The sequence below is a fragment of the Pseudomonas sp. MF06569 genome (assembly GCF_059862735.1).
Genome location: NZ_JCBCUZ010000032.1, coordinates 1 through 24,549 on the forward strand (window position 1 = coordinate 1; position 24,549 = coordinate 24,549).

At 58.5% G+C, this 24,549-nt stretch carries 21 protein-coding genes; 9 read left to right on the forward strand and 12 right to left on the reverse strand.

Annotation, left to right across the window (positions count from 1 at the left end):
- Window positions 1–235: 235 nt before the first annotated feature.
- Window positions 236–1,282, forward strand: coding sequence for a fimbrial protein (locus AC19YQ_RS21680; RefSeq protein WP_326427348.1), 1,047 nt, complete (start codon window positions 236–238; stop codon window positions 1,280–1,282).
- A 183-nt stretch (window positions 1,283–1,465) separates the two neighbouring features.
- On the opposite strand, the gene pmbA is transcribed toward AC19YQ_RS21680, so the two are convergent.
- Window positions 1,466–2,812 (reverse strand): metalloprotease PmbA, encoded by a 1,347-nt coding sequence (gene pmbA / locus AC19YQ_RS21685; RefSeq protein WP_133076379.1) that lies wholly within the window; start codon window positions 2,810–2,812, stop codon window positions 1,466–1,468.
- 107 nt (window positions 2,813–2,919) lie between these two features.
- Here pmbA and yjgA point away from each other — a divergent pair, with 107 nt between their 5' ends.
- Window positions 2,920–3,441 (forward strand): ribosome biogenesis factor YjgA, encoded by a 522-nt coding sequence (gene yjgA / locus AC19YQ_RS21690; protein WP_095029013.1) that lies wholly within the window; start codon window positions 2,920–2,922, stop codon window positions 3,439–3,441.
- A gap of 47 nt (window positions 3,442–3,488) precedes the next feature.
- Here yjgA and tldD read toward each other — a convergent pair whose 3' ends face one another.
- The 8 genes from tldD to mreB form a co-directional block, all read right to left on the reverse strand.
- Window positions 3,489–4,931, reverse strand: a complete 1,443-nt coding sequence (tldD, locus tag AC19YQ_RS21695; protein WP_133076380.1) for a metalloprotease TldD — start codon at window positions 4,929–4,931, stop codon at window positions 3,489–3,491.
- Window positions 4,932–5,059: 128 nt separating this feature from the next.
- Complete coding sequence (locus AC19YQ_RS21700) at window positions 5,060–5,887, reverse strand: carbon-nitrogen hydrolase family protein (protein WP_500595926.1); 828 nt, start codon at window positions 5,885–5,887, stop codon at window positions 5,060–5,062.
- 9 nt (window positions 5,888–5,896) lie between these two features.
- The gene (locus AC19YQ_RS21705) at window positions 5,897–9,709 is read right to left on the reverse strand and encodes a YhdP family protein (protein WP_500595927.1); all 3,813 of its coding nucleotides are present in this window, start codon (window positions 9,707–9,709) and stop codon (window positions 5,897–5,899) included.
- Window positions 9,710–9,784: 75 nt separating this feature from the next.
- Window positions 9,785–11,242, reverse strand: coding sequence for a ribonuclease G (rng, locus tag AC19YQ_RS21710; protein WP_133076383.1), 1,458 nt, complete (start codon window positions 11,240–11,242; stop codon window positions 9,785–9,787).
- 56 nt (window positions 11,243–11,298) lie between these two features.
- The gene (locus AC19YQ_RS21715; RefSeq protein WP_133076384.1) at window positions 11,299–11,904 is read right to left on the reverse strand and encodes a Maf family protein; all 606 of its coding nucleotides are present in this window, start codon (window positions 11,902–11,904) and stop codon (window positions 11,299–11,301) included.
- A 51-nt stretch (window positions 11,905–11,955) separates the two neighbouring features.
- Complete coding sequence (mreD, locus tag AC19YQ_RS21720) at window positions 11,956–12,444, reverse strand: rod shape-determining protein MreD (RefSeq protein ID WP_019825061.1); 489 nt, start codon at window positions 12,442–12,444, stop codon at window positions 11,956–11,958.
- Window positions 12,444–13,529 carry a rod shape-determining protein MreC gene (gene mreC / locus AC19YQ_RS21725; protein ID WP_500595935.1) on the reverse strand — a complete coding sequence of 362 codons (1,086 nt, stop codon included), beginning with the start codon at window positions 13,527–13,529 and terminating at the stop codon, window positions 12,444–12,446. The genes mreD and mreC overlap by 1 nt, the downstream gene beginning before the upstream one ends.
- A 143-nt stretch (window positions 13,530–13,672) precedes the next feature.
- Window positions 13,673–14,710 carry a rod shape-determining protein MreB gene (gene mreB, locus AC19YQ_RS21730; protein ID WP_003439856.1) on the reverse strand — a complete coding sequence of 346 codons (1,038 nt, stop codon included), beginning with the start codon at window positions 14,708–14,710 and terminating at the stop codon, window positions 13,673–13,675.
- Between the two features lie 210 nt (window positions 14,711–14,920).
- Here mreB and gatC point away from each other — a divergent pair, with 210 nt between their 5' ends.
- The 5 genes from gatC to AC19YQ_RS21755 all read left to right on the forward strand — a co-directional run bounded on the left by gatC (window position 14,921) and on the right by AC19YQ_RS21755 (window position 19,771).
- Complete coding sequence (gene gatC / locus AC19YQ_RS21735; RefSeq protein ID WP_500595928.1) at window positions 14,921–15,208, forward strand: Asp-tRNA(Asn)/Glu-tRNA(Gln) amidotransferase subunit GatC; 288 nt, start codon at window positions 14,921–14,923, stop codon at window positions 15,206–15,208.
- Between the two features lie 14 nt (window positions 15,209–15,222).
- Entirely contained in the window at window positions 15,223–16,674 is a 1,452-nt protein-coding gene (gene gatA / locus AC19YQ_RS21740; RefSeq protein ID WP_500595929.1) for an Asp-tRNA(Asn)/Glu-tRNA(Gln) amidotransferase subunit GatA, read from the forward strand.
- A gap of 10 nt (window positions 16,675–16,684) precedes the next feature.
- Complete coding sequence (gene gatB, locus AC19YQ_RS21745) at window positions 16,685–18,130, forward strand: Asp-tRNA(Asn)/Glu-tRNA(Gln) amidotransferase subunit GatB (protein WP_500595930.1); 1,446 nt, start codon at window positions 16,685–16,687, stop codon at window positions 18,128–18,130.
- 178 nt (window positions 18,131–18,308) lie between these two features.
- The gene (locus AC19YQ_RS21750) at window positions 18,309–18,680 is read left to right on the forward strand and encodes a septal ring lytic transglycosylase RlpA family protein (RefSeq protein WP_500595931.1); all 372 of its coding nucleotides are present in this window, start codon (window positions 18,309–18,311) and stop codon (window positions 18,678–18,680) included.
- A gap of 50 nt (window positions 18,681–18,730) precedes the next feature.
- Window positions 18,731–19,771: a calcium/sodium antiporter gene (locus tag AC19YQ_RS21755; RefSeq protein WP_133076469.1), complete on the forward strand. Its 1,041-nt coding sequence runs from the start codon at window positions 18,731–18,733 to the stop codon at window positions 19,769–19,771.
- Here the strand turns inward: AC19YQ_RS21755 and AC19YQ_RS21760 are convergent.
- Together AC19YQ_RS21760 and AC19YQ_RS21765 are read right to left on the reverse strand one after the other, a co-directional pair.
- The gene (locus AC19YQ_RS21760) at window positions 19,768–20,709 is read right to left on the reverse strand and encodes an AEC family transporter (RefSeq protein WP_133076389.1); all 942 of its coding nucleotides are present in this window, start codon (window positions 20,707–20,709) and stop codon (window positions 19,768–19,770) included. The genes AC19YQ_RS21755 and AC19YQ_RS21760 overlap by 4 nt on opposite strands.
- Window positions 20,710–20,774: 65 nt before the next feature.
- Complete coding sequence (locus AC19YQ_RS21765) at window positions 20,775–21,332, reverse strand: hypoxanthine-guanine phosphoribosyltransferase (protein ID WP_133076390.1); 558 nt, start codon at window positions 21,330–21,332, stop codon at window positions 20,775–20,777.
- Between the two features lie 165 nt (window positions 21,333–21,497).
- On the opposite strand from AC19YQ_RS21765, the gene upp reads away from it, so the two are divergent.
- Window positions 21,498–22,136 carry a uracil phosphoribosyltransferase gene (gene upp, locus AC19YQ_RS21770; protein ID WP_133076391.1) on the forward strand — a complete coding sequence of 213 codons (639 nt, stop codon included), beginning with the start codon at window positions 21,498–21,500 and terminating at the stop codon, window positions 22,134–22,136.
- A 1-nt stretch (window position 22,137) separates the two neighbouring features.
- On the forward strand, window positions 22,138–23,412 hold the full coding sequence (locus AC19YQ_RS21775; protein WP_133076392.1) for a uracil-xanthine permease family protein: 1,275 nt from the start codon (window positions 22,138–22,140) through the stop codon (window positions 23,410–23,412).
- 107 nt (window positions 23,413–23,519) lie between these two features.
- On the opposite strand, the gene hemH is transcribed toward AC19YQ_RS21775, so the two are convergent.
- Entirely contained in the window at window positions 23,520–24,545 is a 1,026-nt protein-coding gene (hemH, locus tag AC19YQ_RS21780) for a ferrochelatase (protein WP_500595932.1), read from the reverse strand.
- Window positions 24,546–24,549: the final 4 nt, after the last annotated feature.

A 24,549-nucleotide genomic window follows, 5' to 3' on the forward strand; every position in this document is an offset into this window, starting at 1 on the left:
TTTGAGCATTACAACGAGCAGCATCCGCACAGCGCTTTGAACTATCGCTCACCGAGGGAGTTCAGGCGCTTGGCAGTGGCATCAATTTAACGGGGAGTTGGTGTCCGGTTTTGTAGGGGCTAATCCATGCCGGAACGCGCCAATGTCCAGGGTTATGATCAGGTGAAATTGGTATGTCGATAATAAGTGGGCAATCTCGGTATCAGTTATGACCATATTTAAAGCATGTAACACAATGAGCAGTACCACTTATCAAGTATTGCGCAAGTGTAATGAACTTACAAAAGCTCTTAAATACTTGACCCTGATATCGATAGCAATATGCGCAGCCTTTTTTAATCAAGCGGCGTTAGCTGCCTGCACAGTTACGGGGGACATCAATAGAATTCTTGACAACTACAGATCCCCCGACCTTATCCAAATTGACTCTACATTACCTATTGGCGCAACCTTGGGAAGGATATTTGTTGCAACCCTGGCTCTTCAACCCGATATCTTATTAACTTGTGCTGAAGGCCGACCGCTCGTTGAGGTGACCTCTGTTTACCCACAGCATAGCGCAACTATTTTTGACACTGGAATTCCTGGCATTGGCATGTCAATACGGTCACATACAGAATTCACGGGCCTTATGCCAGTAACATTTCAGCAGACTGATCCCTCTCCCATTAACCCAGATAGTATTTTTATTAATTTGGTGTATGAACTGACTTTTAAAAAAACTGGCTACATCCCCTCTGGAGGTCAAATCCCCGCAGGACTATTAGCCCAAGCTCATGTTACAGACTTTGATAATGTACTGGTCATGAACAGCATATTGCCAAGACCCATAACATTTACTCTGCTCAGACCCACCTGCGCAGTCAATACCCCCAACTTCACAGTGGACTTGAGAGAAGTAAGCATGGTCGACTTCAATGCCTCTGGCAGAACTTTACCAAAGAGTTTCAGCATTGATCTAACCTGCACTGGCGGCACCAATTCGGCCGATGTATATGTCACCCTGACGGATGCAAACAACCCTGCAAACGCGACAAGCCAACTTGGCCTCTCGCCTGACTCAACAGCTGAAGGTATTGCACTTGAAGTCAACAACAGGTTTGGCGCAGTCAACTTTGGGCCCGATCTGGAGGGTTTGGGTCACCCTGGGCAGTGGAACGATGGATCGACTGGCATAGGCAGTTATTCAATCCCGCTATCAGTGAACTATGTAAGGCTCCCCGGCCCGATTAAAGGCGGTTCAGCAAATTCCGGGGTCACGTATACGCTGAATTATGACTAAGCCTCTGACTGCAGCAAGACCGGAACACGCGGTTCACCAGAGGCTTCCTGACAGTTGATTTTACGACTGCTGCTCAGCCGGACGTAGCCTCGCGGAGCTCGTCAACTGCTACAAGGGGTTCATTCCCCCATTGTTTATATTGTGGAAGCGGCATTGCACCGCTCCCACATAAGGTTCAGCGCTTTAGCTACCCGCTACCATCATGCGTTCGATCAACACCGAGCCAGTGCGGATGTTGCTGCGCAGTTCCAGGTCATTACCCACCGCCACGATCTGTTTGAACATGTCGCGCATGTTGCCGGCAATGGTCACTTCCTGAACCGGGAACTGAATCTCGCCATTTTCGACCCAAAAACCCGCCGCGCCACGGGAATAGTCGCCCGTGACCATGTTCAGGCCACTGCCCATCAACTCAGTGACGAACAGGCCGCGCCCCATGCGCCGGATCAATGCCGCCTGATCCTCATCGCCATGGGTCACAAACAGGTTGTGTACGCCGCCTGCGTTGGCCGTGCTCGGCATACCCAGCTTGCGACCGGAGTAGGTGCTGAGGATGTAGGACACCAGTTCGCCGTCCTTGATAAACGGCTTGGCGTAGGTGGCCAGACCATCATTATCGAATGACGAGCTGCCCATCGCGCGCATCAGGTGCGGACGCTCATCCAGGGTCAGCCATTCAGGGAAGATCTGCTGGCCCATTGCATCCAGCAGGAAAGACGACTTGCGATACAGGTTGCCCCCCGAGATCGCACCCAGGAAGCTGCCAAACAAACCACCAGCCAACTCGGCCGAAAACAGCACCGGCACTTCGCACGTTGGCACCGGACGCGAGCCCAAGCGGCGCGCAGCACGCTCAGCAGCACGCTGGCCGATGGTGGCGGCGTCCATCAACAACTCGCCCTGGCAGTTCACGTCATACCAATAGTCGCGCTGCATCTGGCCGTCGCCTTCGGCGATCATCACGCAGCTCAGGCTGTGACGGGTCGAAGCAGAGCCACCAATAAAACCGTTGCTGTTGCCGTACACGCGGCAGCCCTGATGGGTGCTCAGGGTCGTGCCATCGGCGTTTTTGATCCGGCTGTCAGCCTCGAACGCCGCAGCTTCACAGGCCAGCGCCTTTTCGATGGCTTGCTCGGGGGTAATGTCCCAGGTGTGAAACACATCAAAATCTTGCAGGTCACGGGCCATCAGGCTGGCATCCGCCAGACCCGAGCTCTCGTCTTCGGAGGTGTGTTTGGCAATCGCCAAGGCTGCCGCGACGGTTTCGCGGATGGCATCGGGGCCGGTGGCCGAGGTGCTGGCCGAGCCTTTGCGCTGGCCGACATAGAGGGTGATGCCAAAACCCTGGTCGCGGTTGAACTCAACGGTTTCGACTTCGCGCTGACGCACCGAAGTCGACAGCCCCTGCTCCAGGGACACGGCGACTTCACAGGCACTGGCGCCCTGGCGCCTGGCTTCGGCGATGATTTGCTCGACCTGCTCCTGCAGTGCCGGCAAGGCCTGCGGGCCGACGCTTTGTACTGCACTCATGGTTTTCTCCACTCAAATTCTGTTTTCGGCAGGGCCGCCGAGCGACCGGGCCGGACAAGCGGCCCCCGACTGGTTATCATGGCGGCGTTTCTTTGCGGACTGCCACCATGGTTGATTCTTACGACGACGCCTTCGACGGCGAAAAAAGCAAATCGCAGGTCAAACGCGAGCTTCACGCTCTGGTTGATCTGGGCGAGCGTCTTACGACACTCAAGCCTGACTTGCTGAACAAAATGCCCCTGACTGACGCTATGCGAAAGGCTTTGGCAGATGCTCCAAAACACACGGCCAATATTGCGCGCAAGCGCCATATGATGTTCATCGGCAAACTGATGCGCGATCAACCGCTTGACGAAATTCTTGCTTTGATCGATCAAGTCGATGCCTCTTCTCGCCAGTACAACGAACGTTTCCACAACCTCGAGCGCTGGCGTGATCGCCTGATCGAAGGTGATGACGCTGTACTGGAAAAGTTTGTCGCCGAGTTCCCTGAAGCCGATCGCCAGCAAATGCGTTCGGTCATACGTCAGGCCAAACACGAGCTGGCTCATAACAAGGCACCGGCCTCAAGCCGCAAATTGTTCAAGTACATCCGTGGGTTGGACGAGACTCAACGCGGTCTGCGTTAAGCCTCGTAACCGGGAAGGCTGCCCTGCAGCCTTCCCGGCAACTTCCATCAACCGCCCGTACCGCCCACGGTAATCGCGTCAATCTTCAAGGTTGGCTGCCCAACGCCTACCGGCACCGACTGCCCGTCCTTGCCACACGTGCCCACGCCGCTGTCCAGCGACAGATCGTTACCGACCATCGACACCTTGCTCATCGCTTCCGGCCCGTTGCCAATCAGGGTCGCGCCTTTGACTGGGCGAGTGATTTTGCCGTCTTCAATCAAATAGGCTTCGCTGGTGGAGAACACAAACTTTCCGCTGGTGATGTCGACCTGACCACCGCCCAGATTGGCGCAGTAAATGCCCTTTTTCACCGAGGCGATAATTTCGGCCGGATCGCTTTCACCGCCCAACATGTAGGTGTTGGTCATGCGCGGCATCGGCAGGTGCGCATAAGACTCGCGACGGCCGTTACCCGTGCGGGCCACACCCATCAGGCGAGCATTGAGCTTGTCTTGCATATAGCCCTTGAGCACGCCGTTTTCGATCAGTGTGGTGCACTCGGTCGGGGTGCCTTCGTCATCCACGCTGAGCGAGCCACGGCGGCCTGCCAGGGTGCCGTCATCGACGATGGTGCACAGTTTGGAGGCCACCATTTCACCCATGCGCCCGCTGTAGGCCGAACTGCCCTTGCGGTTGAAGTCGCCTTCCAGGCCATGACCCACGGCTTCGTGCAGCAGTACGCCCGACCAACCGGAGCCCAGGACCACCGGGAAAGTGCCCGCCGGTGCCGGTACGGCTTCAAGGTTGACCAGTGCCTGACGCAACGCCTCGCGGGCATAGCCCATGGCACGGTCGTCAGTGAGGAAATAACGGTAGTCGGTGCGCCCGCCGCCGCCATGACCGCCGCGCTCGCGACGGCCATTCTGCTCGACGATGACACTGACATTGAAACGTACCAGCGGACGAATATCCGCTGCCAGGCCACCGTCAGTGGACGCCACCAGAATCCGTTCCCAGACCCCGGCCATGCTCACGGTCACTTGCTGGATACGTGGATCGAGGGCACGGGTGGCGGCATCGACACGCTTGAGCAGTTCGACTTTTTCCGCGCGGCTGATGACTTCCAGGGGGTTATCCGGGCCATACAACTGGGCCACGTCCTGGGTGGTGAACGCCTGCACCGTGCCGTTTTGTCCGGCGCGGGAGATCGATCGTGCAGCCCGTGCAGCCAGGCCCAGCGCTTCAAGGGTGATGGCATTGCTGTATGCAAAACCGGTTTTCTCACCCGACTGAGCGCGTACGCCCACGCCCTGATCGAGATTGAAGCTGCCTTCTTTGACGATGCCGTCTTCCAGTGCCCAGGACTCGGAAATCTGGCCCTGGAAATACAGGTCTGCCGCGTCGATACCTGGCCCGGCCAGGTCGCCTAAAACGCTTTGCAGGCTTTCGATGGTGACACCGCCCGGTGCCAACAGGTGTTCGCTGACTGAGGTCAACAACTCGCTCATATTCACTCCGTCTTGGCCCCTGCTTCAGCAGCTTTGAGTGCTGAACACACGGGCCTGAAAATTAGTCCTGCCTGAATCTGTGGGAGCGGGCTTGCTCGCGATCGCATCGCGGGCAAACCCGATCCCACCTAAATTAAATGGGCGTTGAACCGCCGATGGTTCACCACCGGCATGCGCGCCCTGATATCTGCTTGTTCGCCAGCATCGCGCCGGGCCAGCAATACACCCTCGCCTTGCGCCTGCTCGGCCAGTATCCGCCCCCAGGGGTCAATAATGGCAGCATGCCCGTAAGTCTCGCGGGGGCCCGGATGAACACCACCCTGGGCGGCTGCAAGCACGTAACACTGGGTTTCGATGGCACGGGCACGAATCAGAATGTCCCAATGCGCGGCCCCGGTGACGGCAGTGAAGGCCGACGGTGCGGTAATCAGTTCAGCACCAGCGGCTCGAAGCTCACTGTACAGCTCCGGGAAGCGCAGGTCATAACAGACGGTCAGGCCCACCTTGCCGACCGGGGTATCCGCCACCACCACGCGCTCACCCTGAGCATAGTCATCGGTCTCACGGTAGCGACCACGATTGTCTGACACATCCACGTCGAATAAATGCAGTTTGTCGTAACGGGCCACTTGCTCGCCGTCGGCGTTGATCAGCAGTGAACAGGCATTGACCTTGGCATCAGGCTGGCCCTCCGGCGGCAGGGGCAAAGTCCCTGCAACTACCCATAAGTTGAGGTCGCGGGCAGCCTGTTTCAACCAGGGCAGGATCGGGCCTTCACCCAATGCCTCGGCGCGGCCGATATCGGCTATGTCGCGACGGCCCATGGCGGCGAAATTCTCGGGCAACACGGCCAGTTGCGCACCACCGCTTGCAGCCTCTTGCAGCAGGCGTCGAGCCTGAGCCAGGTTCGCCAGAACATCGCTCTGGCTGACCATTTGAATCACTGCGAGTGACATGGCGCGCTCCTAGTTTTTCTCGAAAGGCTTGTCGAAGGTGATCTTGGGATCGTTCCACGGGCCTTGAATGCTGTATTGCACGCTGGCGAATCGCGACACCTGGTCGCCGATCAGCTTGTTGAGCAGGAACACCGCCCCACCGACGGCCGGCCCGCCCACCAACAGCGCGGCCAGCGGCAGGTTGTTGGTCACCGGCAAGGTCACCAGCAGCTTCGCATTGACCTGATCGGTGATCATGTTCAGCGTGCCGTTAAGTTCAAGATTGGTGGACGGCCCGGTCATCAGAATCGGTTTGCTGGTGCTGTATACGCCACTGCTGGCATTGAGTACGCCCTTGACCCGATCGTAACTCAGGCCCTTGCCAAACAGGTCGGAGAAATCCAGACGCAGGCGACGGCCGATCGCGTTGAAGTTGAGCAAGCCAAAAATGCGCAGCACCTGGGCGCTGCCATCGACCTCCACAAACTGGCCTTTATTGAACGAGGCGTCCAGGGTCCCGGAGAAGCGCTTGAGGCCGATCCAGGCAGGTGAACCGGGCCAGTTGCCATCAATGTCCACGTGAAAGTTATCGCTGGTCACGCTCGGCGCAAAGCCCCAGTTCTTGAGTACATCGGCCAGATTGCCACCGCCCAGTCGGCCCTGATACCAGCTCTTGCTGTTACCCGCAACGCCTTCCCAGCCGCCCGCGCCTTCGAGCAGCATGCCCTTGAGCCCAAGATTCAAGTTGCTCAGGTTGATGCCCCGACTGGTGGGGCGAACCTTGAGTGACCAGGCACCGAGCAGGTCGGGCCCCTGGTAGAGCTGACGAATAATGATATCCAGCGCCGGAATTTTGCGCGGATCAACCGCGGCCAGCGGGTCCGGAGCATTTTCGTCGGCTACGGCCTTCGGATCGGGCGCAGGCAATCTGATGCTTTGCATCGTGACCACAATCGGGGCGTTTTTGGCATCCGGCAAGGTCACGGCACCGATAGCCTGTTTGCTGTCGATTTGCAGCGCCCAGGCCGCCGCGTTGCGCTTCATGACCAGACGAACTTTGTCCAGTTGGGTACCGAAGGCAATCAACTTGCCGACTTTAAAATCTGCACTGCTGAGCAGTTGCTTGGCACTGCCCCCCGGATCCTTGCCGGCATAGCGTTCGACCAGCGCCTGCCACGGGGCAACGTCCAGTTCCGACAGCACGCCACGAATTCTCAGGCCTTTGGTGGTCGGCAAGATCGGATCGCCATCGCCCAGAAACAACTCACCGCGTCCGTCTTCAAACTTGCCGTTGGGCGCGGCAAAGGTCAGGTTGGCCAGGTCGCCGTAGTCAAACCAGTAACGGCGCTCGGCACCTTGTAGGGTCATGCGAAACACGCTGTTGCGGCTTTCATTGGCCGCCAGACCGAAGGGCGCTGGCAAATCAACCACTGCGCCCTTGAGGCTGGAACTGACCCGTAGCTGGCTGTCGGCACCGTCCAGGGTCAGTTGCAATTGATAAGGCAAGTCACCCGTCACCGGGATCGGCTGATTGAACTTGAGCCAGTCCGTGAGTTTTTTAACCCCAACCTGGCCGCTGGCCACGACCCGGGTGCTGAGGCGACCAGGCTTGCCATCGGCAAAAATCTGCGCCGTGATCGGACGATCAAAGGCCCGGGCGCTGATACCCTTGCCAGTCAGCCCCTTGGTACTGTCAAAGCGAAAGCTGCCCTTGAGCTGAGTCAGTTCAAACTCGGGGTCGCTGATTTTCAAGCGGGCCTTGTCGGTGTTGAAATCCACCAGGATTTTAGGCTCAACGCCTTTCTCCAGAGGGATATCCAGATCGACACGGCCTTTGAGCGAGCCCTCTCCCTGCCAGCCGGCGAACGTTTCAGCGGTACCAATCGGCGCCTCCTGAAGTATTTTCAGGCCATCACCCAGCCCACCCTCAAAATCGCCGTCCAAAAACAGGTGGCTGACCTTGCCGGTGGGCACATGGGGAATACTGACGGCCACATTGCGGACCTGGGTGTCGAGCAACTGGCCCTTGCTGGCCATGATGCGCACACCGCTGTCTTCGATGAACACATCACCCGAGACGTTGCGCACATGGGGCCAGCCGGGCTGGAACGCCAGTTCGGCGCCATGCACTTTAAAGAACAGGCTGATATTGCGCGCTGCCGCAACGGCGTCGTGGCTCAGAGAGCCCTGGTACTGGAAGAAGCCCTCTTCCACCGCACCCTTTATGATTGCGGTGCTCAACCATTCGGTGAGCGCCGGGCTCAACACTTCTGGCAGATATTTAGGCGTGAATCTGCCGTCGCCATCCGTAAGACCGACCCGCAGGTCCATGTAGTCTTCCTGGGAATGGTCGAGGTGGATACGGATCAAAAAGTCCGCCGCAATCTTGCCTTCTTCGCCCAGCACTTTGATGTACGGGGCAACCAGGGTGAAGCTGTCCTTGTTCAACGTCCACGTCAGCAAGGCGTTGGCCTGCTGATACTGCCAGGGTTTGGCGAAGATCGGCTCCAGATGCAGCATGAAGTCCTTGCTGTCGAGCCGCAGTTCGCCCTTGCCCAGGTCACCGCTGATCAGGCCGCTGACATTGCGCGCAGCCGGGGCGCCGTGGGTGGCGTTGAAGCCGACCTGCTGCAGGTTCGCCGCAAAGCTGAGTTTTTGATCATCGCGGGCCTCGGGGCGGTAATCGGCCAGTACATTGCGCAGCGTACCCGTGACCTTGAGTTGGTCAACAACCTTGGCCACACCGTCCGGCCAGGGTGCCAGGGAGTCGAGCAAGGGTGTGATCGGGGTCAGGTCCAGGCGGTCGGCCTGTAAATGCCAGCGCTCCTGCTCCTTGTCGGAGGCCGCAAACTGCTGCAGTTGCAGGCGGGTTTCCCAGCGGGTCTTGCCCAGATTCATGGCCAATGAATCGAGCACCACATTGAAACCTTGCTTACCTCGTTCGGCCCAGGCATGCAGGGCCAGGTTCTCGATGGTTTCAGGTTTGCGGTCGGCGTAGGCACCTTTCAGTTTTGGCGCATTCAAGCGCGCAACCGCGCTCTGTACCGAGCCCTGACCCCAGTTGAACCAGAGTTCGCCGCCCGCCTTCAGCTCAGAGGCTTTCCAGGGTGCAATCAGTGTGGCTGGCAGCCATTTGGCCCAATCACTTTGCGGCAGGCTCACGTAGGCCTGGGCCGCGCCATCACGCCAGCGACTGGCCTGGACCTGGGTCTTGAGGCTCAGCGCTACTGGCTGGCCATCGGGCAGGGTCAGGCGTGCATCGAGACGCTGATCCGAGGGGCCAACGTCCAGCGTCAGCCCTACATAAGTCAGGGTCAGCGGAGCTTGCTTGAAGGGTTCGAGCGTCACCTGGCTGTCGAGTACCGACAACTGCGCCACGTGTTGCAACTGATTGAGCAACTGCTCCGGGTCCAGTGGCTGATCATCCTGCACCGGCAGCCCTTCAAGGCTCCAGTGGCCGCTTTCATCCTGGCGCAAGCTCAGTTGCAGGCCATTGAGTTGTACGCGGGCGATGCGGATATCCCGGCTCAACAGGCTGGCCCACACATCGGGTACCACCTGCACTTCATCCAGACGCAGGGCACTGTTGCCCTCGCCGATCATCACGTCGTGTGCCAGCAACACCGGCGCCATCACACTCCAGCGGCCCTCGAGGCTGCCAATGGTCAATGGCATGCCCAAGGCTTCGCGGGCCTTGTTCTGGACCTCTACGCGGTATTCGGCAATCAGGGGCGTGAGTTCGCGGCCCAGGCTGACGTACAGCGCCGTCAGCACCAAAACCAAAGCACACAGGCCCAACCCCCAACGGGTCAGCGCGGCAAAAAAGCGTGTCAGACGCTCCATGTCATGTGGCCCCTTCAGTAGTAATCGAAGGGGCCGGATTCAGCCCCTTTAAAACGCTATATGACGCCTGATACTTCAGAGCAGCACCACGTCGTATTGTTCCTGGGAATACATGGTTTCCACTTGAAAGCGAATCGTACGCCCGATAAATCCTTCAAGCTCTGCAACGTTACCCGACTCTTCGTCCAGCAAGCGATCGACCACTTTCTGGTTGGCCAGTACCCGATACCCCGTTGCCTGATAAGCCCGGGCCTCGCGCAGGATTTCACGGAAGATTTCGTAGCAGATGGTTTCAGGGGTTTTCAACTTGCCACGGCCCTGACAGCACACGCACGGCTCGCACAAGACCTGTTCCAGGCTTTCGCGGGTACGCTTGCGGGTCATCTGCACCAGGCCCAACTCGGTAATCCCGATGATGTTGGTTTTGGCGTGATCACGCTCAAGCTGTTTTTCGAGGGTACGTAACACCTGGCGCTGATGCTCTTCATCTTCCATGTCGATGAAGTCGATGATGATGATCCCGCCCAGATTGCGCAGGCGCAGTTGCCGGGCGATGGCTGTGGCCGCCTCGAGGTTGGTCTTGAAGATGGTTTCTTCAAGGTTGCGATGACCCACGAATGCGCCGGTATTGACGTCGATGGTGGTCATGGCTTCCGCCGGATCGACCACCAGATAACCGCCGGACTTGAGCGGTACCTTACGATCCAGGGCTTTCTGGATCTCGTCTTCGACGCCATACAAATCGAAAATCGGCCGCTCACCCGGATAATGCTCAAGGCGGTCGGCAATTTCCGGCATCAGCTCGGCAACAAACTGCGTGGTCTTCTGGAAGGTTTCCCGTGAATCGATGCGAATTTTCTCGATCTTGGGGCTGACCAGATCGCGCAAGGTGCGCAACGCCAGGCCCAGGTCTTCATAGATCACGGTCGGCGCGCCAACGGTCTGGATCTGGGCACCGATCTGGTCCCACAGACGACGCAGGTAACGAATGTCCATCAGGATTTCATCTGCCCCGGCGCCCTCGGCCGCCGTACGCAGGATAAAACCACCGGTTTCCTTGATGCCTTCCTGGGCCACGCAATCGCTGACCACCTTCTTCAGGCGCTCACGCTCGGCTTCGTCTTCGATCTTCAACGAAATGCCCACATGGGCAGTGCGTGGCATGTACACCAGATAGCGTGACGGTATCGACAGCTGGGTTGTCAGGCGTGCACCTTTGGACGCAATCGGGTCTTTGGTGACTTGCACCACCAGGCTCTGGCCTTCATGCACCAGGGTGCTGATGCTTTCAACCGCCTGGCCTTCACGCAGGGAAATTTCGGAGGCATGGATAAACGCAGCGCGATCCAGACCGATATCAACAAATGCGGCCTGCATGCCGGGCAAAACCCTGACAATCTTGCCTTTGTAGATATTGCCCACAATACCCCGGCGCTGGGTACGTTCGACATGAACCTCTTGCAGAACACCGTTCTCTACCACCGCCACGCGCGATTCCATCGGCGTGATGTTGATCAGGATCTCTTCACTCATGGCTGGGTCTCGTTCAGGCGTCATCACAGTAGTGCCACGTCTCGTAGGTGCGGTATTCAGCGCACGGTAAGGTTTTGCCAACAGGGTATGCCGAAATGCCCGAGCAGTTCTGCGGTTTCGCACACAGGCAAGCCCACAACGGCGGAATAACTGCCATTGAGCCCCGCTACAAACACTGCGGCCAACCCCTGAATAGCGTAGCCACCGGCTTTATCCTGCGGCTCACCGCTGGCCCAATACAGGCTGGCTTCTTGTTTGCTGATGTTGCGAAAGCGTACCTGGCTGCTGACCACACGGGTTTCACAGCGATCGGCATCAATGATTGCGATGGCGGTCAACACCTCATGCTCCCGGCCAGACAGCGCCATGAGCATAGCCAAGGCATCGGCCTCGTCGATTGGTTTGCCAAGAATGCAGCCATCCAGGACCACGGCGGTGTCGGCCCCCAGCACGCAAAAAGTGCTGTCCGCCGCTGTTGTCAGGAGTTGCTGGCGCCCAGCCTGGGCCTTTTCGCGCGCCAGGCGCTCGACGTAGGCCACAGGGGGTTCATTTTGAAAGGGAGTTTCATCGATGGCCGCGCTGACCGTTTTGAACGGCACGCCGATCTGAGTCAGTAACTCGCGTCGGCGCGGTGAGCCAGAGGCCAGATAAAGCGAAGTCATCAAGACATCTCCCTGTCGAAGTGCACAAACCAGGAAATGGCTCGTATCCAATTAATTGATTTTAAAACGTCGGCACAGCCCACGAAGTCCATAACTGATCCAGGGCCACAACAGGGCGCTGACCAACGCGGGCAAGACCAGCGCCAGGGTCGGCTGTCGGTTGCCGGTCAAGGCACTGAGCCACAACTGGGCAAGCTGGGCCAGACCGAAAATCACCAGAAGCACCAGGCATTGCTGCCACATCGGGAACACCCTCAGGCGCTGTTGAAGCGACAGTACCAGGAAGGTGATCAGGGTCAGGGTCAAGGCATTCTGCCCCAGCAACGTGCCGTACAGCACATCTTCGGCCAGTCCCAGGCAAAACGCTGTAACCATACCCACTTTGTGCGGCATGTATAAGGCCCAAAAAGCCAGCAACAGCGCCAGCCACAGTGGACGCAGGATTTCCATGAACTGGGGCATCGGTGAAATGCTGAGCAACAGGCCGATGGCAAACGTCAGCCAGATCAACCAGCCATTACTCGAACGCGTATTCGCCATTATTGCCTCTCCCGAGTAGTGCCCGGCGCAGTGGCAGGCGTTCTGGCTGCGGCGGGGGTTGCAACTGGCGCAGGTTTTTTCACGGCCTTGGGGTCAGTGGCCACCGCCGCAGGCGCGGCAGGTGTAGCTGGCACTGCAGCGGGTGCAGCGGCTGGCGCAGGCACTGACGGCTTGGGCACTGTGGTCGGAACGATCGCCGGCGCTTCACCGTTTTGCTCGGCTTCCTGGGCCTTGGCCGCATCGTTGGCCCGCTCTTCCGGAGTTCGGCTATCGCTGAACACCAGCAGCAGGTAGCGACTGCGATTCAATGCCGCCGTGGGAACCGCACGCACAATGGCGAAAGGCTGACCCGAGTCGTGGATGACTTCCTTGACCGTTGCCACCGGATAACCGGCCGGGAAGCGCTGCCCCAGACCCGAGCTGACCAGCAGGTCGCCCACTTTGATATCCGCAGTGTCGGCCACATGGCGCAGTTCCAGGCGCTCGGGGTTCCCCGTACCGCTGGCAATTGCACGCAGGCCATTACGGTTTACCTGCACCGGAATGCTGTGGGTGGTATCGGTGAGCAACAGTACACGGGAGGTGTAGGGCATCAACTCAACCACCTGCCCCATCAAGCCCCGTGCGTCGAGCACTGGCTGACCCAGCACCACGCCGTCGCGCTCACCCTTGTTGATGATGATGCGATGGGTAAAGGGGTTAGGGTCCATGCCGATCAACTCGGCCACTTCCACCTTTTCGTTGACCAGCGCAGAGGAGTTCAACAGCTCGCGCAGGCGAACGTTCTGCTCGGTCAAGGCGGCCAGCTTTTGCATGCGGCCTTGAAGCAGAAGGTTTTCGGTTTTGAGTTTCTCGTTTTCAGCCACAAGCTCGGTGCGGCTGCCGAACTGACTGGCCACGCCCTGCCACAATCGCTGCGGCAAATCGGTAATCCAGTAGGACTGCATCAGCACCAGCGACATTTGACTGCGCACAGGCTTGAGCAACGTGAAGCGAGCGTCCACTACCATCAGCGTGACGGATAGCACGACCAGCACCAGAAAGCGCACGCCCAATGATGGGCCTTTGGAAAAGAGCGGTTTAATAGGCCGCTCCTCCCGGGCAAGTGTTCAATTTATTCATACGGCTTCAAGCGGCCTGGATGAAGATTGACAGAAGATAAACGCCAAAAGGCAGCACTGCAAAGTGCTACCTTCTGGTGATAACCATAGGACTGCACCACGCGATCTTATTCGCTGGAGAGCAGGTCCATTGTGTGTTTATCCATCATTTCCAGCGCACGGCCACCGCCACGCGCAACGCAGGTCAGCGGGTCTTCGGCAACGATAACCGGCAGGCCGGTTTCCTGAGCCAGCAACTTGTCGAGGTCACGCAGCAAGGCGCCACCACCGGTCAGTACCAGGCCACGCTCGGCGATGTCCGAAGCCAGCTCTGGCGGAGACTGCTCCAGCGCGCTTTTCACAGCCTGAACGATGGTTGCCAGCGACTCTTGCAGAGCCTCAAGCACTTCATTGGAGTTCAGGGTGAAGGCACGTGGGACACCTTCTGCCAGGTTACGGCCGCGCACGTCGACTTCACGTACTTCGCCACCCGGGAAAGCCGTACCGATTTCGGTCTTGATGCGCTCGGCCGTCGATTCACCGATCAGGCTGCCGTAGTTACGACGCACATAAGTGATGATCGCTTCGTCGAAGCGGTCGCCGCCAACCCGTACGGATTCGGCATACACCACACCGTTGAGGGAGATCAGCGCGATTTCAGTGGTACCACCACCGATATCGACAACCATCGAGCCGCGTGCTTCTTCAACCGGCAAGCCGGCACCGATGGCAGCAGCCATTGGTTCTTCGATCAGGAACACTTCACGGGCGCCCGCGCCGAGTGCCGATTCACGAATGGCGCGACGCTCTACCTGAGTCGACTTGCACGGGACGCAAATCAGTACGCGTGGGCTAGGTTGCAGGAAGCTGTTTTCATGCACCTTGTTGATGAAGTACTGCAGCATTTTTTCGCAAACGCTGAAATCGGCAATAACGCCGTCCTTCATCGGACGAATGGCAGCAATGTTGCCCGGTGTACGGCCAAGCATGCGCTTGGCCTCGGTGCCGACGGCAACGACACTTTTCTGGTTACCGTGTGTCCGAATAGCCACAACCGATGGCTCATTCAGGACGATACCGCGCTCACGCACGTAAATAAGGGTGTTGGCAGTGCCCAGGTCGATGGAAAGATCGCTGGAAAACATGCCACGCAGTTTCTTGAACATGGGAAAGGGACCCTAGGCAACGCGTGGGTAAAAAAGTGCGGCAAACTCTAACAACGACAGGGATTTTGGGCAAGGCGCCAATATGTTAAATTGGGCGCTTTTCTGAGCACCAGCTCCCACAATCGCGGCCATATGACCGTAGAAATGCGGTAGTGTTCCGACAATCTAACACACGGATAGCATCCGTCCTGTTTTCCACTGGAGAATCCCATGGCGCTAGACCGCTCCGACGTGGAAAAAATCGCTCATTTGGCCCGCCTTGGTCTCAATGATGCCGATATTCCACGCACCACCGAAGCCCTTAACAGCATTTTGGGGCTGATTGATCAGATGCAGGCTGTCGACACCACAGGTATCGAGCCTATGGCCCACCCTCTGGAAGCCAACCAGCGCTTGCGTGCAGACGTCGTGACTGAAAGCAATCATCGCGAGGCTTATCAGTCCATCGCTCCAGCGGTCGAAAACGGCCTCTATCTGGTTCCGAAAGTCATCGAGTAAAGGAAAGAGCCTGCATGCATCAATTGACTCTGGCCGAGATCGCCCGCGGACTCGCCGATAAAAAGTTTTCTTCCGAAGAGCTGACCAAGACCCTGCTGGCGCGTATCGCCCAGCTCGATCCTCAGCTCAACAGTTTCATCACACTCACCGAAGACCTTGCCCTAGAGCAGGCCAAGGCCGCTGACGCACGTCGCGCCAACGGTGAAACCGGTGCCCTGCTGGGCACGCCGATCGGTCACAAGGACCTGTTCTGCACCCAGGGCGTACGCACCAGCTGCGCCTCCAAAATGCTCGACAACTTCAAGGCTCCGTACGACGCCACCGTGGTTGCCAAGCTTGCCGCTGCCGGCACCGTGACCCTGGGCAAGACCAACATGGACGAATTCGCCATGGGGTCGGCCAACGAGTCGAGCTACTACGGCGCGGTCAAAAACCCGTGGAACCTCGAGCACGTACCTGGCGGATCTTCGGGCGGTTCGGCAGCCGCTGTTGCCGCTCGTCTGCTCCCTGCTGCGACCGGCACCGACACGGGCGGATCTATCCGACAGCCGGCAGCCCTGACCAACCTCACCGGCCTGAAACCGACATACGGTCGTGTTTCGCGCTGGGGCATGATCGCTTACGCCTCCAGTCTCGATCAGGGCGGCCCATTGGCTCGCACCGCCGAAGACTGCGCCATCCTGCTGCAAGGCATGGCCGGTTTCGACCCGCAAGACTCCACCAGCATCGACGAACCCGTACCGGACTTCAGCGCCAGCCTCAATGGTTCGCTGCAAGGCCTGCGCATCGGCGTGCCTAAAGAGTTCTTCAGCGAAGGCCTGGACGCGCGCATTGCCGAACTGGTCCACAACAGCGTCAAGGCGCTTGAAAAGCTCGGCGCCGTGATCAAGCCCATCAGTCTGCCGAACATGCAGCACGCCATTCCTGCGTACTACGTGATCGCGCCAGCAGAAGCTTCGTCCAACCTGTCGCGTTTTGACGGCGTGCGCTTCGGCCATCGCTGCGAAGACCCGAAAGACCTCACCGACCTGTACAAGCGCTCGCGCGCCGAAGGCTTTGGCCCGGAAGTACAGCGCCGGATTCTGGTCGGTGCCTACGCCCTGTCGGCGGGCTACTACGACGCTTACTACCTGCAAGCGCAGAAAATTCGTCGCCTGATCAAAAACGACTTCATGACCGCGTTCAACGAAGTCGACATCATCCTCGGCCCGACCACGCCTAACCCGGCCTGGAAAATCGGCGCTAAAAACAGCGATCCGGTTTCGGCCTATCTGGAAGACGTCTACACCATCACCGCCAACCTCGCCGGCCTGCCAGGCCTGTCGATGCCAGCCGGTTTTGTCGATGGCTTGCCAGTAGGCGTGCAATTGCTTGCGCCTTACTTCCAGGAAGGCCGCCTGCTCAACGTCGCTCACCAGTATCAGCTCAACACTGACTGGCACACGCGCTCACCTGCCGGCTTCTGAGGAGAAACATATGCAATGGGAAGTTGTGATCGGGCTGGAAATTCACTCCCAGCTCGCCACCCAATCGAAGATTTTCTCCGGTAGCGCCACCACCTTTGGCGCAGAACCGAACACCCAGGCAAGCCTGGTCGACCTGGGCATGCCCGGCGTACTGCCGGTGCTGAACCAGGAAGCCGTGCGCATGGCGGTCATGTTCGGCGTAGCCGTTGACGCCGAGATCGTTCAGCACAACGTGTTCGCCCGCAAGAACTACTTCTACCCGGACCTGCCCAAGGGCTACCAGATCAGCCAGATGGAACTGCCGATTGTCGGCAAGGGCCACCTGGACATCACCCTTGAAGACGGCACCGTCAAACGTGTCGGCATTACCCGTGCCCACCTGGAAGAAGACGCAGGCAAAAGCCTGCACGAAGACTTCAGCGGTTCCACCGGCATCGACTTGAACCGTGCCGGCACGCCATTGCTAGAAATCGTTTCCGAGCCGGACATGCGCAGCGCCAAAGAGGCCGTGGCCTACGTCAAGGCAATGCACGCTCTGGTGCGTTACCTGGGCATTTGCGACGGCAACATGGCTGAAGGCTCCCTGCGCTGCGACTGCAACGTATCGATCCGCCCGGTCGGCCAGGCCGAGTTCGGGACTCGCTGCGAGATCAAGAACGTCAACTCGTTCCGCTTTATCGAGAAAGCGATCAACAGTGAAGTACAACGCCAGATCGAGCTGATCGAAGACGGCGGCAAGGTCATTCAGCAAACCCGCCTGTACGACCCGAACAAGGACGAAACCCGCGCCATGCGCAGCAAGGAGGAAGCCAACGACTACCGTTACTTCCCCGATCCTGACCTGCTGCCAGTGGTGATCGAAGATTCGTTTATCGAAGAGGTGCGTGCCACGCTGCCGGAACTGCCGCCGCAAAAGCGCGAACGCTTCCAGTCGCAGTTCGGCCTGTCGGCCTACGACGCCAGCGTATTGGCTTCGAGCCGCGAGCAAGCGGACTACTTCGAAAAAGTCGTGAGCATCAGTGGCGATGCCAAGCTGGCGGCCAACTGGGTGATGGTCGAGTTGGGCAGCCTGCTCAACAAACAAGGCCTGGACATCGACCAGTCGCCGGTCAGCGCAGAACAATTGGGCGGCATGCTGCAGCGCATCAAAGACAACACCATCTCCGGCAAAATCGCCAAGGTTGTGCTGGAAGCGATGGCCAATGGTGAGAGCAACGCAGACGAAGTCATCGAAAAGCGCGGCCTCAAGCAAGTGACCGACAGCGGCGCCATTGAAAAGGTGCTGGATGAAATGCTGGCGGCCAACGCAGAGCAGGTCGAGCAATACCGTGCGGCAGACGAAGCCAAGCGCGGCAAGATGTTCGGCTTCTTCGTGGGCCAGGCGATGAAAGCCTCCAAAGGCAAAGCCAACCCGCAACAGGTCAACGAACTGCTCAAGAGCAAGCTCGAAGGCTAAGCCACAAAACTCGTAGCAGCTGCCGCAGGCTGCGTCCGGCGGCGTAGCCGTCGTAAAACCAGAGGTTGCGGTTCAAGAGTTGAACCGCATTTTCTGACTTTACGATCGCTTCGCAATCGAACGCAGCCTTCGGCAGCAGCTACGCGAATCGCTTTTCAAGCAACATAAGGATCCCCCCATGAAGCGGCTACTCGGCGCTTGCGCCCTGCTCAGCTTGCTCGCAGGCTGCGCCAGCCATGACATAGACCCCCGTGGCTATGACAAAACAGGCATTGCCTCTTATTACGGTGCTCGACATCACGGCAAGCGAACCGCCAGCGGTGAACCATTCGACCAGAATGCCCTTACCGCCGCCCACCCTGCCCTGCCTTTCGGGACGCGGGTGCTGGTCACCAATCTGGGCAACGACAAATCTGTGGTGCTGCGCATCAATGATCGCGGCCCCCATACCCGCGGACGCCTGATAGACGTTTCGCGCAAGGCCGCCCAGCAACTGGATATGCTGCGCAGCGGCACAGCCAAAGTCCGGGTTCAGGGCTTGAGTGATTAATTGAGGGAGTTGCCGCCATTTTGGGCTTGAGCGCGCTGTCACCATGGAACCTGCTGCAATTGCTCTGCGGCCTCGTCATGCTGATCGCAGGGGCCGAATTGCTGGTGCGCTGCGCCGTACGCATGGCTGCCAACATGAAGGTACGCCCGCTGCTGATCGGTTTGACCGTGGTCGCATTGGGCAGCAGTGCCCCACAGATGACTGTCAGCCTGCAAGCCGCGCTCAATGACACCTCGGACATTGCCGTAGGCAGTGTGATCGGCAGCAATATTTTCAACATCCTGGTCACCCTGGGGCTGTCGGCGCTGATCATTCCCCTGCGCGTATCCCGTCAACTGGTGCGCCTGGACATTCCCCTGATGATCCTCGCCAGCGCCCTGGTGTTTGCCCTGGCACTCAACAAACAGCTCGATCGCCTGGACGGTGTTGTCCTGTTGTGCGGCCTGATGATCTACCTGGCCCTGCTGCTGCGCCAATCGCGTCAAAGCGGCCACCATCACAACAGCCACGCGCAGCCACACACCCCATGGCTGCACAACATCGCGTTAATGCTGTTGGCCCTGATCCTGCTCGGGGCGGCCGGGCACCTGCTGCTCGGTGCAGCAGTCACGGTTGCCACTGAGCTTGGGCTATCAGAGCGGATTATCGGACTGACCATCATTGCAGTCAGCACTTCACTGCCGGAACTGGCCACGTCACTGATCGCAGCCTTTCGCGGCCAGCGCGAAATTGCTGTCGGCAATGTGATTGGCAGCAATGTTTTCAGCCTGCTGGGGGTACTTGGCCTGACGGCTCTGGTCGCTCCAGCGCCCTTGTCGGTATCGCCCAACGCGCTGGCGTTCGACTTGCCGGTGATGCTGGGTGTGGCGGCGCTGTGTCTGCCCGTGTTCTACGCGGGGTACCGCGTCACCCGTGCTGAAGGGTTGCTGTTTCTGGGTTTATACCTGGCCTATGGGCTGCATGTAGTGTCCTTCACCATCGGCATGCCCTTGGCCGGCAAGCTTGAACACCTGATGCTGTTTTTCATCTTGCCGGCGCTGCTGGTGTTTCTGCTGTTCAGTACCCTGCGCGCGTGGCGCCGTCAGCATTAGATCCAGCCGCCCCACTGCAATACAAATATCCCGATATTGGTCGTGATGGCCGCCATCAAGGTGGTGATCACAATAATTGCGGCCGCCAATTCGTGATTACCGTTGGCTGCACGCACCATGACATAACTGGCAGCGGCCGTCGGGCTGGCGAAATAAAGGAACAAAATCCCCAATTCCGGCCCGCGAAAGCCACACAACCAAGCCCCCAGAGTTGTCAGTAGCGGCAAACTGACCATTTTCACCAGACTTGCGCTCAGCGCCCTGTCGCCACTTTTACGCAGGCTTGCCAGCGACAGCGTGCCACCGATGCAAATCAGCGCCAGGGGCAAGGTCATTGCGGCCAGGTATTCGCCAGACGCTTGCAACCAACCGGGCAGGCTGATCTTGAATACCGCAAACGGCACCGCAGCCAGCACGCTGATGATCAGCGGGTTCTTGACCACACTTTTGCAGATGCTCCACGGATCGGACTTGATCACCGGGCTGTACACCGCCAGCACGATAGTCGACAGCGTGTTGTAGAACAGGATCACGAGGCCTGCGAGTACCGCGCCCAATGAAATCCCGTAGTCGCCGTACATGCTGGCCGCGAGAGCCAGGCCAATGACCCCGTTATTGCCGCGAAAGGCGCCCTGGGTGTAGACCCCACGGTCTTCACGAGGGCAGCGCCAGATCGACCAACCCCAGGCAAACGCAAACCCTGCGAGGGTTGCCAGCACGAAATAAGCCAGCACCTTGGGCTGCAGGGCCGCCCTGAGATCGGCATGCAAAATGCCCAGAAACAACAACGCCGGCATGGTGACGTTAAACACCAGTGCCGACGCTGTGTGGATAAAGTTGTCATTGATCCAGCCCACGCGCTTGAGCACCACGCCCAGAAACAGCATGGCAAATACGGGGGCAGTTATCGTGAGCGTCTGAAGGAAAATAGCCAGCATGTCAGCACACTCATGGAGGTAGAACCGGGTTGAGGCCTTCTTGAAGAAAGCCTCAACGTCCTTTGTTACATACCTTTGACGGCATAAATGCCGGCGGCATTACGCCAGTAGCCTTTGTAGTCCATACCATAGCCGAAGATATAACGGTCAATGCACGGCAAGCCGACGTAGTTGGCCTTCAAGTCCGGACGCGCCTTGCGGTCATGGTCCTTGTCGATCAATACCGCGGTGTGCACCTGACGGGCACCGGCGTGCTTGCAGAACTCTACGATCGCGCTAAGGGTGTGCCCCTCGTCGAGGATGTCGTCGATGATCAACACGTGACGGTCGATGAACGATACTTCTGGCTTGGCTTTCCAGAACAGGTCGCCGCCAGTGGTTTCATTGCGATAGCGCGTAGCGTGCAGGTACGACGCTTCAAGCGGGAATTTCAGATGGGTGAGCAGCTTGCCGGAAAAAATCAGGCCGCCGTTCATCACACAAAAAACCACTGGATTGGTCTCGGCCATTTCTGCCGTGATTTGCGCACCAACGCGGGCAATTGCCTCTTCGACTTCGGCTTCGGTGTACAGGCAGTCAGCCTCTCGCATGATTTGACGGATATGCTCGAGATCAGCAGACATGACGCTCTCCAGGGGGGGTTGTGCAAGAAAAGCGGGCAAAGGTACGCATCCGCATGGCTCAGATCAAGCATTTATGGACTAACGTGCAGTAATGTCTGTAGGACATCACCCCGGATTAGATTAATCTAGGCCGGTTTTTTTGCCTGCCCCCCGGAGTTTTTCCCTATGCCTATCCGCGAGATACGCCATCCGCTAATCCGTCATAAACTCGGCCTCATGCGTCGCGCTGACATTAGCACGAAGAATTTCCGTGAGCTCGCTCAGGAAGTCGGCGCTTTGCTGACCTATGAAGCCACCAGTGACCTGACCCTCGAAACCTACGATATCGAAGGCTGGTGCGGCACTGTTCAAGTTGAAAAAATCGCCGGTAAGAAAATTACCGTCGTACCGATCCTGCGCGCCGGTATCGGCATGCTGGAAGGTGTTCTGAGCCTGATCCCGGGCGCCAAAGTCAGCGCTGTCGGTATTGCCCGTAACGAAGAAACCCTCCAGGCCCACACCTACCTGGAAAAACTGGTTCCGGAAATCAACGAGCGTCTGGCGATGATTATCGACCCGATGCTGGCCACCGGCTCTTCGATGGTTGCCACCATTGATCTGCTGAAAAAAGCCGGCTGCAAGGAAATCCGCGCCATGGTGCTGGTTGCTGCGCCAGAAGGGATTGCTGCTGTTGAAGCCGCTCACCCGGACGTGACCATCTACACCGCCTCCATTGATGAGCGTTTGAACGAGCACGGCTACATCATCCCGGGCTTGGGCGATGCCGGCGACAAGATCTTCGGCACCAAGCAAAAGGACATTTAACATGCAGGACGAGTTCAACGACCCGCTCTGGCGCCAGATAATCTCTGGCGCGCAGATGCTCTTCGTGGCGTTTGGCGCGTTGGTGTTGATGCCATTGATTACCGGCCTCGACCCCAACGTTGCGCTGTTCACGGCGGGTCTCGGGACTCTGCTGTTCCAGATCGTGACCCGGCGCCAGGTGCCGGTCTTTCTGGCTTCGAGTTTCGCTTTCATTACCCCGATCATTCTCGCCAAAGGGCAGTTCGGCCTTGCAGCGACCATGGGCGGCGTCATGGCAGCCGGTTTTGTGTATACCTTTCTGGGTTTCGCGGTGAAGCTCAAGGGCACCGGGTTCATCGACCGCTTGTTGCCACCTGTGGTGATCGGTCCGGTGATTATCTCGATTGGCCTGGCGATGGCGCCCATTGCAGCGCACATGGCCATGGGCCGCGCTGAAGATGGCACCGAGCTGATTCACTATCAAACCGCCATGATGATCTCGATGCCAGCGCTGCTGACGACCTTGATCGTGGCTGTATTCGGTAAAGGGATTTTCCGTCTGGTGCCCATCATCGCCGGTGTGCTGGTCGGGTTTGGCATGGCGTTTTACTTTGGCGTCGTCGACACCGCCAAGATCGCCGCAGCGCCGTGGTTCGCCATGCCGCACTTCACTGCCCCCGAGTTCAACTGGCAGGCGATTCTGTTTATCGTCCCCGTAGCGCTTGCTCCGGCCATTGAACATATCGGCGGCGTGATTGCCGTAGGCAGCGTGACCGGTCGCGACTACCTGAAAAAGCCGGGCCTGCACCGCACGCTGTTCGGTGACGGCATCGCCACCACCGCTGCCGGCATGCTGGGCGGACCACCCAACACCACCTACGCCGAAGTGACTGGCGCGGTGATGCTGACCAAGAACTACAACCCGAAAATCATGACCTGGGCAGCGATTTTCGCCATCAGCCTGGCATTTGTCGGTAAGTTCGGCGCACTGCTGCAAAGCATTCCGGTCCCTGTAATGGGCGGGATTCTGTGCCTGCTGTTCGGTTCGATTGCAGCCGTGGGCATGAACACCCTGATCCGCCATCAGGTCGACCTGAGCGAAGCACGCAACCTGGTGATCGTGTCGGTGACTCTGGTCTTCGGGATTGGCGGCGTGCTGATCGGTACGGGGATGGGGCCTGAGGACTTCGGTCTCAAAGGTATCGCGTTGTGCGCCATTGTGGCGATTGCGCTGAACCTGATCCTGCCGGGCAACGACAGCTGGAAACACAAGAAAGGTGACGGCCCCGTCATCTGACCTGTAATCCCTGTAGGAGCGGACTTGCTCGCGATGCAGTCAACGCGGTCTATCGGTTGGATAGAGGTGATGCAATCGCGAGCAAGTCCGCTCCTACAGGGGTTTTTCTAAAGCGCCAGCGGCGCCCTTTCACACAAAGTTTTCAACGCCTGCGCCCATTGCGGGTTGTCATTGAGACACGGCACCAGCACCAACTCTTCGCCCCCCGCCTCGATAAACTGCTCGCGCCCGCGATCACCGATCTCTTCCAGCGTTTCAATGCAATCAGCCACAAACGCCGGGCACATCACCAGAATCTTCTTCACCCCCTGCTTGGCCAACGCATCAAGACGCGCCTCCGTGTAGGGTTCGATCCACTTGGCCCGGCCCAAACGGGACTGGAACGCCACCGACCACTTGCCTTCAGGCAACCCCATTCGCTCGGCAAAAGCATGGGCAGAACGCAAACACTGCGCTCGATAACAGGTTTGCAAAACTGCAGGCGAAGCATTCTGGCAGCAGTCTTCATTCTTGAAGCAGTGATTGCCGGTCGGGTCCAGCTTGTGCAAATGCCGCTCGGGCAAACCGTGAAAGCTGAGTAGCAGGTGATCGTAATCCTGCTCCAGATGCGGCCGGGCGCTAGCCACCAGCGCATCGAGGTACTCGGGCTGGTCATAGAAGGGCTGCACAATCGAAAACTGTATCGGCAATTTTTTGGCCTTGACCACGCGCTTGGCTTCTTCAATCACCGTGGTCACGGTGCTGTCAGCGAACTGCGGATAAAGCGGTGCCAGCGTGACCTTCTTGATGCCCTGCGACGCCAGACGGGTGAGCACGGTTTCAATCGACGGCTCGCCGTAACGCATGGCCAACTCGACCGGGCCCTGGGTCCACTCTTTGGTCATCGCCTGCTGCAGGCGACGACTGAGTACCACCAGTGGCGAACCCTCGTCCCACCAGATCGAGGCATACGCGTGGGCCGACTGCTCAGGACGCTTGACCAGGATCAACGACACCAGCAAGCGCCGTACCGGCCACGGCAAGTCGATAACATACGGATCCATCAAAAACTGGTTCAAGTAACTGCGTACATCCGCTACCGAAGTAGACGCCGGCGAACCCAGGTTAACCAGCAACAACGCGTGGTCGGTCATGCAA

Coding starts and splice junctions, on each gene's coding strand:
- AC19YQ_RS21680 (WP_326427348.1), top strand. CDS start 236: ATGAGCAGTACCACTTATCAAGTATTGCGCAAGTGTAATGAACTTACA.
- pmbA (WP_133076379.1), bottom strand. CDS start 2,812: ATGAGTGCAGTACAAAGCGTCGGCCCGCAGGCCTTGCCGGCACTGCAG.
- yjgA (WP_095029013.1), top strand. CDS start 2,920: ATGGTTGATTCTTACGACGACGCCTTCGACGGCGAAAAAAGCAAATCG.
- tldD (WP_133076380.1), bottom strand. CDS start 4,931: ATGAGCGAGTTGTTGACCTCAGTCAGCGAACACCTGTTGGCACCGGGC.
- AC19YQ_RS21700 (WP_500595926.1), bottom strand. CDS start 5,887: ATGTCACTCGCAGTGATTCAAATGGTCAGCCAGAGCGATGTTCTGGCG.
- AC19YQ_RS21705 (WP_500595927.1), bottom strand. CDS start 9,709: ATGGAGCGTCTGACACGCTTTTTTGCCGCGCTGACCCGTTGGGGGTTG.
- rng (WP_133076383.1), bottom strand. CDS start 11,242: ATGAGTGAAGAGATCCTGATCAACATCACGCCGATGGAATCGCGCGTG.
- AC19YQ_RS21715 (WP_133076384.1), bottom strand. CDS start 11,904: ATGACTTCGCTTTATCTGGCCTCTGGCTCACCGCGCCGACGCGAGTTA.
- mreD (WP_019825061.1), bottom strand. CDS start 12,444: ATGGCGAATACGCGTTCGAGTAATGGCTGGTTGATCTGGCTGACGTTT.
- mreB (WP_003439856.1), bottom strand. CDS start 14,710: ATGTTCAAGAAACTGCGTGGCATGTTTTCCAGCGATCTTTCCATCGAC.
- gatC (WP_500595928.1), top strand. CDS start 14,921: ATGGCGCTAGACCGCTCCGACGTGGAAAAAATCGCTCATTTGGCCCGC.
- gatA (WP_500595929.1), top strand. CDS start 15,223: ATGCATCAATTGACTCTGGCCGAGATCGCCCGCGGACTCGCCGATAAA.
- gatB (WP_500595930.1), top strand. CDS start 16,685: ATGCAATGGGAAGTTGTGATCGGGCTGGAAATTCACTCCCAGCTCGCC.
- AC19YQ_RS21750 (WP_500595931.1), top strand. CDS start 18,309: ATGAAGCGGCTACTCGGCGCTTGCGCCCTGCTCAGCTTGCTCGCAGGC.
- AC19YQ_RS21760 (WP_133076389.1), bottom strand. CDS start 20,709: ATGCTGGCTATTTTCCTTCAGACGCTCACGATAACTGCCCCCGTATTT.
- AC19YQ_RS21765 (WP_133076390.1), bottom strand. CDS start 21,332: ATGTCTGCTGATCTCGAGCATATCCGTCAAATCATGCGAGAGGCTGAC.
- upp (WP_133076391.1), top strand. CDS start 21,498: ATGCCTATCCGCGAGATACGCCATCCGCTAATCCGTCATAAACTCGGC.
- AC19YQ_RS21775 (WP_133076392.1), top strand. CDS start 22,138: ATGCAGGACGAGTTCAACGACCCGCTCTGGCGCCAGATAATCTCTGGC.
- hemH (WP_500595932.1), bottom strand. CDS start 24,545: ATGACCGACCACGCGTTGTTGCTGGTTAACCTGGGTTCGCCGGCGTCT.